At 57.7% G+C, this 12,132-nt stretch carries 12 protein-coding genes and 4 tRNA genes; 9 read left to right on the top strand and 7 right to left on the bottom strand.

The features are described from left to right. Nucleotides 1–9: 9 nt before the first annotated feature. The gene (locus DW349_RS11455) at nucleotides 10–192 is read right to left on the bottom strand and encodes a hypothetical protein (RefSeq protein ID WP_108125200.1); all 183 of its coding nucleotides are present in this window, start codon (nucleotides 190–192) and stop codon (nucleotides 10–12) included. 131 nt (nucleotides 193–323) lie between these two features. Between DW349_RS11455 and DW349_RS11450 the strand changes: the two genes are divergently transcribed. Next, complete coding sequence (locus DW349_RS11450; protein ID WP_108125201.1) at nucleotides 324–788, top strand: hypothetical protein; 465 nt, start codon at nucleotides 324–326, stop codon at nucleotides 786–788. Nucleotides 789–890: 102 nt separating this feature from the next. On the opposite strand, the gene DW349_RS11445 is transcribed toward DW349_RS11450, so the two are convergent. Then, nucleotides 891–1,676 carry a hypothetical protein gene (locus tag DW349_RS11445; RefSeq protein ID WP_108125202.1) on the bottom strand — a complete coding sequence of 262 codons (786 nt, stop codon included), beginning with the start codon at nucleotides 1,674–1,676 and terminating at the stop codon, nucleotides 891–893. A 144-nt stretch (nucleotides 1,677–1,820) separates the two neighbouring features. Between DW349_RS11445 and DW349_RS11440 the strand changes: the two genes are divergently transcribed. The 7 genes from DW349_RS11440 to DW349_RS11410 all read left to right on the top strand — a co-directional run bounded on the left by DW349_RS11440 (nucleotide 1,821) and on the right by DW349_RS11410 (nucleotide 7,689). Next, nucleotides 1,821–1,896, top strand: a tRNA-Glu gene (locus tag DW349_RS11440). A gap of 329 nt (nucleotides 1,897–2,225) precedes the next feature. Beyond that, complete coding sequence (locus tag DW349_RS11435; RefSeq protein ID WP_157954313.1) at nucleotides 2,226–3,149, top strand: PfkB family carbohydrate kinase; 924 nt, start codon at nucleotides 2,226–2,228, stop codon at nucleotides 3,147–3,149. 194 nt (nucleotides 3,150–3,343) lie between these two features. Next, nucleotides 3,344–4,054, top strand: a complete 711-nt coding sequence (locus DW349_RS11430; RefSeq protein ID WP_108125204.1) for a DUF3581 domain-containing protein — start codon at nucleotides 3,344–3,346, stop codon at nucleotides 4,052–4,054. 203 nt (nucleotides 4,055–4,257) lie between these two features. Continuing rightward, nucleotides 4,258–5,127 (top strand): hypothetical protein, encoded by an 870-nt coding sequence (locus DW349_RS11425; protein WP_198650460.1) that lies wholly within the window; start codon nucleotides 4,258–4,260, stop codon nucleotides 5,125–5,127. Then, complete coding sequence (locus DW349_RS11420) at nucleotides 5,124–5,915, top strand: HAD-IIB family hydrolase (protein WP_157954314.1); 792 nt, start codon at nucleotides 5,124–5,126, stop codon at nucleotides 5,913–5,915. The genes DW349_RS11425 and DW349_RS11420 overlap by 4 nt, the downstream gene beginning before the upstream one ends. A gap of 2 nt (nucleotides 5,916–5,917) precedes the next feature. Next, entirely contained in the window at nucleotides 5,918–7,144 is a 1,227-nt protein-coding gene (locus DW349_RS11415) for a glycosyltransferase family protein (RefSeq protein ID WP_108125208.1), read from the top strand. A 212-nt stretch (nucleotides 7,145–7,356) separates the two neighbouring features. After that, entirely contained in the window at nucleotides 7,357–7,689 is a 333-nt protein-coding gene (locus tag DW349_RS11410; protein WP_108125210.1) for a DUF2185 domain-containing protein, read from the top strand. A 66-nt stretch (nucleotides 7,690–7,755) separates the two neighbouring features. On the opposite strand, the gene DW349_RS11405 is transcribed toward DW349_RS11410, so the two are convergent. From DW349_RS11405 to DW349_RS11385, 5 genes are all read right to left on the bottom strand, one after another. After that, entirely contained in the window at nucleotides 7,756–8,781 is a 1,026-nt protein-coding gene (locus DW349_RS11405) for a polysaccharide deacetylase family protein (RefSeq protein WP_108125212.1), read from the bottom strand. Nucleotides 8,782–8,783: 2 nt separating this feature from the next. Beyond that, complete coding sequence (locus DW349_RS11400) at nucleotides 8,784–9,647, bottom strand: sulfurtransferase (protein ID WP_108125214.1); 864 nt, start codon at nucleotides 9,645–9,647, stop codon at nucleotides 8,784–8,786. 59 nt (nucleotides 9,648–9,706) lie between these two features. Beyond that, nucleotides 9,707–9,781 (bottom strand) — tRNA-Gln (locus DW349_RS11395). A gap of 38 nt (nucleotides 9,782–9,819) precedes the next feature. Then, a tRNA-Gln gene (locus tag DW349_RS11390) sits at nucleotides 9,820–9,894 on the bottom strand. A gap of 9 nt (nucleotides 9,895–9,903) precedes the next feature. Then, nucleotides 9,904–9,980, bottom strand: a tRNA-Met gene (locus DW349_RS11385). A 333-nt stretch (nucleotides 9,981–10,313) separates the two neighbouring features. Between DW349_RS11385 and DW349_RS11380 the strand changes: the two genes are divergently transcribed. Next, nucleotides 10,314–12,029 carry an ABC-F family ATP-binding cassette domain-containing protein gene (locus DW349_RS11380; protein WP_108125216.1) on the top strand — a complete coding sequence of 572 codons (1,716 nt, stop codon included), beginning with the start codon at nucleotides 10,314–10,316 and terminating at the stop codon, nucleotides 12,027–12,029. The last annotated feature ends 103 nt before the right edge of the window (nucleotides 12,030–12,132 follow it).

Below are 12,132 nucleotides of genomic sequence, written 5' to 3'. Positions count from 1 at the left end.
ACGGTTGGATCAGACGTCGGCGGTCGTCCTCGTACTCATGCCTAGCAGTGTGCTCTCGATGGCCGCTGGTGGCGTCAGTTGACTGAAGAAAACTGGCGAATTCCAGGGGGCTTGCCGCTGTCGTTCAAAATAGACCAGCGCCGCCACAAAGGCCACGACCGCCAGCAAGAAGAAGATCAGACGAGTGTTCATGGTGGTTTAGGATGCGCTGTTCAGGAGATGGTCCGCATTGTGTACTGGTTGATTCGGAATTGGCAAGGGAAGTCCCGGTGACTTCTGGTAAACTGCGGGCGGTTTTATCGTTGAGTCAGTTGAGGTCTGTTATGAAAACCCGTCTGGGTCTGATGTTGAGTTTGTTGTCTTGTTGTAGTCTGGCTCCGGTTTTGGCCGAGGAAGTGGTGTTGACTGTTCAGCCGCAAGCGCAATTGCAACTGCTGCCGCTGGCCGACCAAACCCTGACCGAAACCGGCACCGTCACCGTTCATCCGCAGGACGCTGGCAGCCCGGCCGGTGCGTTGAGTGAACCCTTGCCAGAATATTGTCTGTTGTCGATTCAGGTCGGTCTGGGTGGTGCCCAGGCGCAATTGACGCCCGGCAAAATGATTTGCATCACCGAAGACCATCGCATTCTCGAAGCCATGCCACAGGCCGAGGTGGTGGGTTTGGGTGAGTGTCTGGGAAATTCCGGCCAATGCAGTCGCTTTCGTTTAACGACAACGCGTGTGGGCCAGTTGCGTTTGCAGGCTCCGCTGGAATTTACCTTGCAGCCGCGCAACCTGAGTAATTGATGGACTGAACTGTACAGCCGGGCGTTGTTGGTTGAATACGTTATTAATTCAATACAATGCAGCGCCTGGCTTGAATAAACAGCTATAGCAGCATCCGTTGAATCAATCGTAAACGTTCTTCTTCTTCCAGCTGTCCTGATCTTCAACCAATGATTCCATGCCTTCGGCGAGCTTTTCAGCCTGGCTTGATGACATTTCCTGGCGGTGGTCCTGCCATTGTTGCTTGGCCATACCCAGCTGGTTACGCAGCGCCAATTCTTCCTGTTTGAATTCACTGGCGTGGCGCGATGCTGTGATGCTGTCGAGGCCTTTCTGGAACGCGCGGCAGGCTTCCTGATAATTCTGGCTTTGCAGGCACTGCTCACCGTGGCCGGTGAAGAAGCGCACCGCTGTTTCGACCAATTTGATTTCGACCTGGCGCATCATTTTTTCAGCCGCCGGTTTGTCCATGTGGCCGGTTTCATAATTGCGCTTGATGAATAGAAACAACGCTTTGAGCGTGTGTCGATGCAGATTGATTTCTTCGGGTTTGAGATTTGGAATCGACGCCTTGGGCGGATGCTGTTTGGCGTGGGCGCGTTCGGTGGTCAGTTGTTCGTAATCGCTGATCAGGTATTTTTCCTGATCCGGTTTCAACTTCACCTGAGCGCGGATGTTTTGCAGTAATGCCTGGTAAATAAAGTCGCGCAATTCTGACGACAGATAACCTTCGGGCAGACTGCGCAGTACGTTATTCAATTTGCGGTATTGGGTGTTGAGGTTTTGCAGTTGCTCGCGCACGGCAGCCTGATGGCGATGACGACTTTGGGTAATCACCATTGCCACCAGCATCACAACGACCATGACGACCGCTGCTATGGATAGCAAAACCTTGATATCAATGCCCATCTGGTCATCCGTCCCGATGAAAGGAAGCGATGAATTCTTCCCAACTGTGTTTCATAGAATGCATGTTTTTTGTCCGGCGAACCTACCCAAGGGCAGGGGTTGACAGCCCCAGGGGGCGTCCTTAAAGTTCGCCGCTCGCTAGCTGTCCCGTTCGTCTAGTGGCCTAGGACACCGCCCTTTCACGGCGGTAACAGGGGTTCGAGTCCCCTACGGGACGCCACTTTTCCATTCTTATCTGTCTGTTGTTTCACCCGTATCGACGCTGGCCTGGCAATAACGCACTGCGTCGATATCAATATCTCTAATATAGCTCATCGGCGGAAACGTCGTTTTCTTAAGCTGCATCGCGCCCGCCAGGCGATGCGCAGCAAGTCGGCCAGCATCACTGCGACGACGAAAACGACGCCTGCGATCAGCACAACTTCCATCCCGACCACCGTAAAAAAGCCAAGACTATGGCCGGATGCCGGGCGTTATGCAAGATCGACAGCCCTTAGGCGGGATGCGACAATTCCGCCTCCGTTTTCAGTCGATAGTAAAGGAAGCTGCATGAAGCCGCTTTACGCCTTTGGTGAATTGCTCGTGGATGCCTTGCATCAGGATGGCGTGGTTGAAGATGGATTGGCGATTCCAGGCGCCTTGTTCTACCCCGGCGGCGCACCCGCCAATGTGGCGGTGGCCGCAGCGCGTCTGGGTGTGAAGAGCTTCTTTATCGGCCAGGTCGGCCGCGACCGGTTCGGCCCCTATTTAAAGCAGGCGTTGACGCACTATGGCGTCGATACCCGCTATCTGCGCTCTACCGATGCGCCGACGCCGATGGCGCTGGTGTCGCTCGACGAACACGGCAAACCCGATTTTCGCTTCTATCGCAGTGGCAGCGCCGACCTGCTGTTACCTGCCCACAAATTGCCCAGCCCAGCTGAATTCACGCCCGGTGTGGTGCACGTGGCATCGAACACCCTGACCGAAGTCGATATTCGCCGCGTGCATCTGGGCTTTGTCGACCGATGTCTGGATGCCGGCAATCTGATCAGCTTTGACGTCAATCTGCGCCAGGGTTTGTGGCCGGGCGGCAACAACTTTCGCGAGCCGATCAAAGCGATGCTGACCCGAGCCGATGTGATCAAGGTTAATCGTCAGGAAATGAACCGCCTGTGGGAACACCGGGCGCAGGAACAGTTGCTGGAACTGGCGTTTGCGAACCGGGCTCAGGCGGTGTTTATCACCGATGGCCCGAATGTGGCGGAAGTGTTTACTCGTCACGGCCATCATCAATGTCAGCCGGCGGTGGTGACGGTGGTGGATGTTACCGCAGCCGGTGGCGCTTTTTGTGGCGTGGTCGTGGCAGCATTGTGTTCTGACCACGAGCCGGACTGGGCCGCCACGCTGGAACGGGCAGTGCGGGCCGGTGGGTTGGCGGTCGGTAAGCGCGGCGCGTTTTTGTCGTTACCGACGGCGGAAGAACTGGGTTAATCGAGAGAGTGCGACAAGTTTCAACTGCAATGGTTGAGGCGATTGTGTCCGTCAGGGCGGGTTAACAGTGTGATTGGTTGCCCGGCCTTGAGCTTTGTTCACAAATCTTTTCCCGGCGCGGTGCTTTATAGTGCGACAGCAGTCGTCACAATAGGTGATCATGCTCAAACTGAGTCATATAGGTAGCGATTTTCGTGTTTCTTGATTCTTTTCACCGCAAACAAGACGGTTACGTCCTGATCAGTGCCGACCAGGCCAGCAACTTTGCCAAGGACGTCGCCGGTGATTTCAACCCGATCCATAATCCGGATGCCAAGCGCTTTTGCGTACCGGGCGATTTGTTGTTCGCTCTGGTGTTGCAGCGTTACGGCGTTAGTGAGCGTATGGCCGTGCGGTTTTCCGGCATGGTGGGCGACAACGTGCCGCTGGTGTTTCCCGAAGTGGACGAAGGCGTCGTCGATATTCAGGACACCAACGGCAAAGCCTATCTGCACCTGGAACACGGCGGCAAAACCAGCCACGACGCCCAGTTGATTGAACAGCTGACGCGGCATTATGTGGCGTTTTCCGGCCATAACTTCCCGTTCATCATGGTGCCGTTGATGGAAAAACACGGCGTCATGTTCAACCCCAAACGCCCGCTGGTGATTTACGAGAGCATGGCGTTTGAGCTGAACCGGCTCGACATCCAGAACCCGGAAATGGAACTCGCTAATACCAGCCTGGATGTGAACGGCAAGCGTGGCGATGCTCATTTTGAGTTCAACATCACTGCCGATGGCGAGGTGGTCGGTACCGGCTCCAAGAAGCTCATCGTCAGTGGTTTGATGCCTTACGACTCGGCGGCCATGGACGACATGGTCGAGCAATTCGAAGTTCTGAAACAGCAACGTTTCGGTCGCTGAACCATCGCGCACCATTTTGGGGCTGGCAATTGCCGGCCTCGGTGCGCACTCTTCTTTTTGCACTGTTTCGGTGCAATCTTAGACCTCTCCAAGGCCTGTCTTCCTGGCCGGTATTTTGCTCTACCCTGACGTCAGTTCGTTGATTCGGTGTCTGTTGATCGGTACCCGGCCGAATCACGTTTCAACTTCAAGGGGACGCAATTGTGACCACGAACGATGCCTTCGCGGCATTTCTCGAACAGTCGGTTTTGCCTGCAGAGTTGATCGACTTCCGTGAGTCGTTGTATCAGCCGTTGACCGACTGGTTGCTGCGTCGCCGTCCGCGCATTTTGGGCATTCAAGGCACGCAGGGGTCGGGTAAATCGACGCTCGCCGCCGTATTGAAGTGGCAACTCGAGCAACACGGGTTGAGCGTCGCCATCCTGTCCATCGATGATCTGTATTTACCGTTGGCGGGGCGTCAACGCCTGGCGCAGGAACGCCATCCTTTATTGGCGACGCGCGGCGTGCCAGGCACGCACGACCTGGCGTTGGGCGAAGCCATTCTGCATTGGGTCCGGCTGGGCAAAGGCCCGAAAGCCCTGCCCCGGTTTGATAAATCCCGCGATGACCGCCGCCCGGAAGCCGACTGGCCGGTGCTGCCGCAACCCCCGGACATGCTGATTTTCGAAGGCTGGTGCATCGGCCTGAGCGCTGAACCTGAGACCGCGCTGGCCGAACCCATCAATGCACTGGAACGGCGCGACGATGCCCAGGGTGAGTGGCGTCGTTACGTCAATGCCCAATTGGCTGGGCCCTATCAACGACTGTTCGCTGCGTTGGATGCCTTGATCGTGCTGCGAGCGCCGGGTTTTGAGCAGGTGTTTAACTGGCGTCGCCGTCAGGAAGAAGGGCTGCGCACCCGGGGCGGCAGCGGCGTGATGAACGACGACCAGTTGCGGCGCTTTATTCAGCATTACGAACGGCTGACGCGACACGGCCTGGCGACTCTGGGCGAGCGGGCGGATGTGTTGATTCCGCTGGACGACCAGCAGCGCCCTGGCCAGCCTCAATGGCGGGAGCCAACCGTATGACGGCGCGTTGGGCGTGTTTCACCGATCTGGACGGCACCTTGCTGGACCACGACAGTTACGATTGGCATCCGGCTGAGCCGGCATTGCAGGCTTTGGCTGAACGAGACATTCCGGTGATCGCCGTGACCAGTAAAACCCGCTTGGAATGGCAAGCGTTGCGCCGTGACATTCCTTATCTGGCGCCGTTGGCCGGTTGTGAGAATGGGGCGGTGGTGGTCGATGATCGTGGAAGCGATGGCCTGGCGACAGCTCTTGGTCGGCCGCTGGCAGAGCTGATTGCCGTCTTTGAGCGTGTACGCCAATCCTTGAATGCCCCAGCCATCGGTTTCCATGAAGCCAGCGATCAACAGGTGTCCGACTGGACGGGATTGTCGTTGAACCAGTCCCAGTTGGCGCGGCAACGTGAAGGCGCGTTGCCGGTGTATTGGCCTGCGGGCGTGGCCGGCCGTGCAGAGTTCAAGGCCGCGCTGGAAGCCGCTGGCGTGCAGACGCTCGAAGGCGGGCGGTTTTTGCATCTGGCCAGCGGTGCCGACAAAGGCACGGCGTTGCAATATCTGGTCGATAAATTGGCGGGTGAAAGCCGCGTTCGCAGCCTGGCGCTGGGCGATGGCGGCAACGACGACGCCATGCTGGCTATCGCCGATCTGGCGGTACGCATTCCGCCGGCGCACGGCGCTGCCCGGGCGGAAACTCTTTCGAATGTTGTCTTAGCGCCGCAACCCGGTCCTGCAGGTTGGAACCGGTCGGTGTTGGATTTGCTTGATCGTTTTATCTCCAAGGAGCCTTAGCTATGAGCGATTTTTTTCAGAATGGTTTGATTGCCAACCTGCACAATCTGGTCGATCGGCCGGTCGAATCCATGGAAAAGGAGTTGATTGGTTTTTCCCACCAGAACCCGATGGCGCTGGTATTGCCGTCGCTGTATTCCGAGCTGGAACAGCCCGCGCTGGAGACCATTGTCCAGGAGCTGACGCAGGTGCCGTATCTGAACGAGATCGTGGTCGGTCTCGACCGCGCTGACCGCGATCAGTTCCGGCACGCTCAGGAATACTTTGGCCGCCTGCCGCAGCCGGTGCGCATTCTGTGGAACGACGGTCCGCGCCTGCAGGCGGTCGATCGGATGCTGGCCAGCAAAGGCCTGGCGCCGACCGAATTGGGTAAAGGCCGCAACGTCTGGTACTGCTACGGCTACATTCTCGCGGCCAATCGCGCCAAGGCCGTGGCGATGCACGATTGCGACATCAAAACCTACGACCGTGGCATGCTGGCGCGGCTGATCTATCCGGTTGCCAACCCGGCGTATCGCTACCAGTTCTGCAAGGGTTATTACTCGCGCATCGCCGACGGCAAGATGAACGGTCGCGTGTGCCGGTTGCTGGTGTCGCCGTTGTTGCGGGCGTTGAAAATGGTCAAGGGCGAAAACGAATTTCTCGAGTACATGAATTCGTTCCGCTATGCGTTGTCGGGCGAATTCAGCCTGCGCACCGACGTGCTGCGCAACCTGCGTATTCCCAGCGACTGGGGTTTGGAAGTTGGCGTGCTGGCAGAGCTGCATCGCAACTACAGCCCGCGCAGCATCTGCCAGGTGAACGTCGCTTCGGTATACGATCACAAACATCAGCCGCTCAGCCCGGAAGATGCTCGTAAAGGGCTGTCGAAGATGTCGCGCGACATCTCCAAGGCGATCTTCCGCAAGTTGGCGACGCAAGGTCTGGTGTTTACCGAAGAGCATTTCCGCACCATCAAGGCGACCTATTTCCGGGTCGCACTCGACTACATCGAAACCTATTACAACGACGCCATCTTCAACGGCCTGACGCTGGATCGCCACGCCGAAGAAGAAGCGGTGGAGTTGTTTGCCCGCAACGTTATGTCGGCCGGTCAGGAGTTTCTGGAAAACCCGATGGCAACGCCGTTTATGCCGAGCTGGAGTCGGGTGCAGTCGGCCATTCCTGACATCCTCGAGCAGATTTTCGACGCTGTTGAACTCGACAATCAGGAAACCCAGTCGGCTTGAACGACAGCGCTCCTCAGCTCCGAACCGGTTGTCGGTTCGGAGTTTTCTGTCATGTTACAAAAAATTACATTTATAACTGATTGATTCTAAACGCGACGTCATTTTCTGACCATTTGGTCGGCCCAAACGGGATGCATTTTGGTTGCGCTTGCTTATAATCCGCCGCCCTTCGATCTACCGATACACGCCGCGTTTACGAGGTTGTCTGTTATATGCAAGCTCAGGTCAGTGCAGGCCGTCAGGGGGGATACCTCTGCCTGGCATCCAGTTTGATTCTGAATGAACGTCCGTTGCCGATTCGCTTCTTTTATAAAGAAGAAGCGCAACACGCCAACGATACGGGGTTCCGTTTTTACAGTGGTTTTGAGACCGACGATTTTCTGATGGAAGAAGACGCAGCTTGTGTCGCACCGCTCGATTGTATGGAGCGGTTGGACCCGAGCATTGTCGAACTGTTGGCTATATCGGAAGTCGGCAGCGTCTGGGAACGACTGCCCAACAGCAATGATTGGGTTGAGGTTTTCGACTACGAAATTCCCGATTGAGTGTTTGGCTCAAGCGAAAAAAAACCGGCCATCGTGCCGGTTTTTTTGTGTCCACTTGGTCGGCGGTCAATCCGCCAACACCAGCCAGGGCTGGGAATACCAATAGAAGAAGTTGCCGCTGCGCGCCTGAGCGGTGCAGTTGAAACGATGCCGACCCGGGCTAAGCGGTTCCGGTGCGCTGAGTTGAAATTGATGATCGTCAATCCAGCGCGCGTCCTGCCAGGCACTGTCGACAAAACAGTTCAGTAAGCGGCTCATGTCGGAGGTATCGTCGACGCGGATGGTCATGCTCGGTTGCACATCGGTGGTGGGCATGTCGGGAACCGACGCCAGATTTACTGGCATCGGGTGGCTGTCCAGTTTGGTGCCGAGCGTTTCCAGCCGGGAATAGACACCGGCGGCAGCGAAGCGGGGCAGGGCATAGAAGTCGCTGCCGCGATAGACACCGCCGGAATGCTGCGCAAAACCGATGTAGTTTTCGTTCTGCAAAATCGATTTCAGCCCTTCGCTGTATTCGCCATACGGGTAGGCAAACCAGCGCGGCACTTCGTCGCCCAATTCCGTTTCCAGGCGTTGCTGTGCATGGCGGATGCTGGCGGCCATTTGTTCACGCCAGGCGTTATCGCGCGGTGAGTGACGCACCAGATAGCCGTGGTCGCGGCTGTGGTTGGCAACGGTGGCGCCCCACGCCTGCATCTCGCGCAATTGATCCCAGCTGAGCATGTCGTTGAAGCCCTGATCGATCGGATCGGTGGCGGCAAAGATGGTGAACGGCGCGTTGAATTCCTGCAGCAACGGGAAGGCGTTGGTGTAGATGTTTTTGAAGGCGTCGTCGAAGGTGATGACAACAGCGCCGTCGGGCAGTGCTTCGTCATTGCGTACTGCATCTAGAGCGGTTTTCAGGGCAATGACCGGATGGCCGTTGTCGCGCAGATAGGTCAGATGCTGGCGAAAGGTCGCCGGGCTGACGCTGGTGCTGGCCGGGGTGTCTTCAGCAACGTGGTGATACACCAGAATGTTGAAATGCTGTTGCGCCAGCGCGGGGCCGGCACAGAGCGCGAGTAAAACAAGGCATAGCAAACGAACGGGCATGATTAGAGCGGTCCCTTGGTCAGTCCGGTTTCGATGGGTCGGTGGCTGTCGGTAATCCAATGGCTCCAGGAGCCGGAATAGAGCTTCGGTTGCGGCAGTCCGGCTACGGCCATCGCCAGAATGTTGTGGCAGGCCGACACGCCCGAGCCACAGTAACAAACCCAGTCGCCGGAATCCGGCAGTGGTTCAAAGCGTTGCTGTAAAGTCGCGGCGTCGTGAAAGCGGCCTTGGGCGTCCAGGTTGGCGGTGAAATCGACGCAATAGGCGCCGGGAATGTGGCCGGCAATGGGGTCCAGCGGTTCGGTTTCGCCGCTGTAGCGGATGGCGGCGCGGGCATCGATCAGCGTGAGTTCGGTCAGTTGCTGTTGCAGGGTGTCTGCGTCGATTACCCAGTCTGGCGGGCACTGGACGATAAGGTCGCTGCTTGCTGGCGGCGCAGGTATGTCGCTGACCAATTTTCCGTTTCGTTCGAGCCAGGCTTTTAAGCCACCATCCAACACGCGAACGTTGGTTAAACCGGCCCAGCGTGCCAACCACCAGGCGCGAGCGGAATAAGGGCCGTTACTGGCGTCGTACACCACCAGCGGTGTATCAGCCGACAATCCCCAGGCGCGTAAGCGCGCTTGCAGGCTGGCGGGGTCGGGCAGGGTGTGGCGGCCGGTGACGCCGGCTTGAATCGGGCCGGAGAGATCGCGGTCGAGATGGGCATAAAAAGCACCGGGCAGATGGCCTTCGTTGTACTCGGCCTGGCCGGCTTCGGGCGTGGCCAGATCGAACCGGCAATCCAGCAGCACCGGCGGGTGGTCGCTGTTCAGTAATTCGGCCAGTTCGGAGGCGCTGATTAAAAACGATGAAGCGGCAGTCATTTCGGTTCTCCGGCAAAAAACTGGACCGACAATACCGGTCTGATGTGCAGAAGAGAAGTTGGCTGGGCCGGCAGGATTCGAACCTGCGCATGACGGGATCAAAACCCGTTGCCTTACCGCTTGGCGACGGCCCAAAAATCGGGTCGAACTAGAGGGATGCGGGGGAGAAAAATGGCTGGGCCGGCAGGATTCGAACCTGCGCATGACGGGATCAAAACCCGTTGCCTTACCGCTTGGCGACGGCCCACCAGAGGGATGGTGGCTATGGCTGGACTTGAACCAGCGACTCCAGCATTATGAATGCTGTGCTCTAACCAACTGAGCTACATAGCCTCCGTAACGGCCGCGTATTATCCGTAAAATTCCGGGGGTGTCAACAATACCCTCCTATCTTTTTTTCAAAAAATTCAAGGGTTTAGCGAACTGGTGGCGAAAGCCTCGCACGCTTGCTTTGCGTCGCCGTCGAGCTTCGCTAGACTGCCCATCGGTTTTATTCCATTCACCGCCAGCAGAGGAGACCCCAGATGATTGTGTGTCTGTGCCGATTCGGCCGCGCACAGTGCCCCTCGGGCGCTGCACCGACGTCCTTCGTTAACTAGCGGACGTCGAACGGCACTTCATTCCCGCCCCTCGGCGTCCTGAATGCATTCTGTGTAGGACGTTGATATGAGCGCTTTAATTACGCTTTCCCAGGTATCCCTGAATCGGGATGCCAAGCCGCTTTTTGCTGATTTATCGCTGGTCGTTAACCGTGGCGACCGCATTGGTCTGGTCGGTCACAACGGGTCCGGCAAGTCGAGTTTGCTGGCGCTGATGGCTGGCGACATCGAATTGGATGCCGGCCGTCGCCAGGTGCGTCGTGATCTGGTGATCGGTCGGGTCGAACAGTTTGTGCCGGAGGAATTACAGGCGCAGACCTTATTGCAGGCAGCCATCGCGGCCTTGCCCGCAACGCGTCGGTTGGAAGATGGCCACCGTGCCGAAGCGGAACTGTTCAAGCTCGGTTTCAACGCCGAGCAATTGGCGCAGTCGGTCGCCTCGCTCAGTGGGGGCCAGCAGAATTTGCTGTTGCTGGCGCGCGCCATTCTGATCGAACCGGACGTTTTGCTGCTCGACGAACCGGGCAACCATTTGGACATCCTCAGTCTGACGCTATTGCGGCAATGGTTGCAGTCGCAGTCGGTGCCTTGGGTGATGGTCTCGCACGACCGCCATCTGCTGAATGCCTTGTGTACTCAAACTTGGTTTTTGCGCGATCAGCGCCTCTACCACTTTAATCTGCCGTTCGATGCCGCCCGCCAGGCGTTGGCCGAGGCTGACGAACAGGCGCGGGCGCGTCGGGCGGAAGAAGAAAAAGAAGTGGCGCGCTTGCAGGCATCGGCCAAACGGCTGGCGCATTGGGGGCACACGTACGACAACGAGGATTTGTCGCGCAAAGCCAAGACGATGGAGAAACGCGTCGAGCGGTTAAAAGCCGACCTGACCTTTGTCAGCCAGGGCAGCGGTCTGGCGCTGGCGTTGCCGGAAGAAGGCCTGACCGCGCGTCAGGTGCTGGTGCTGGAAAACGCCCGCATCGATTTACCGGGCGACCAAAATCGGTCGGTGACGTGCGAGTTTCTGAACGTTCGTCCTGGTGATCGCATTGCTTTGCTGGGCGTTAACGGCGTCGGCAAATCGACCAGTCTGAAGCGGATGATGGCCGCCGTGGGGGACGAGGAAGGCGATATTCGCTGGAACCCGCGCGTGCAACTGGGTTACTACGACCAGTTGTTGTCGAGCCTGGAAACAAACGTCAGCCGTTTCGATTGGTTGCGTGAACGCCTCGATGGCCCGGATGACGCCATTCGCCAGACCTTACTGAACGCTGGCGTGCCCTACGAGCGTTTCGACCAGCCGGTGCACAGCCTCAGTGGCGGTGAAAAAGCGCGGTTGATGTTCGCTTTATTCCGGTTGCAACGGCCGAACGTGTTGATTCTGGATGAACCCACCAACCACCTGGATCTGGAAGGGCGCCAGGAGTTGATCGAGTCGCTGACCGGCAGTGATATGACCGTGCTGATGACCAGTCACGACCGAACCTTTCTCGATGACGTTGCCACGCGCTGGTGGTGGATCGAAGCCGGGGTGTTGCGTGAGATTGACGATCCGGCGGCGTTTTACCGTCAGCTTGAAGCCGGTGGCGATGCCTCGCCATCGAGTTCATCCACGGCGCAAAACACCTCGGTGTTGCCCGACAGCGAAGACGCCATGCTGGCGCGTCTGGACTGGCTGGAGCAGCAATTGAGCGACGATCAGGCGCGCAAACCCAAGCACCAGAAACCCGAGCGCCAGGCCCAGTGGAAGGCGGAAATCGCCGAGCTGTGGCAACGACTGGAGCGTTGATCCAACCCGCCCGCCGACCGTTGTGGCCGTCAAAGCCACGCGGTTGGCGTTGTCATGGAAATGACATCGAGCCTCGCTACCGTTCCCGGCAATCCACCGCTTT

The sequence above is a fragment of the Saccharospirillum mangrovi genome (assembly GCF_003367315.1).
In the GTDB taxonomy this organism is placed as follows: Bacteria; Pseudomonadota; Gammaproteobacteria; order Pseudomonadales; family Natronospirillaceae; genus Saccharospirillum; species Saccharospirillum mangrovi.
This window is presented reverse-complemented; position numbering and strand designations above follow the sequence as displayed.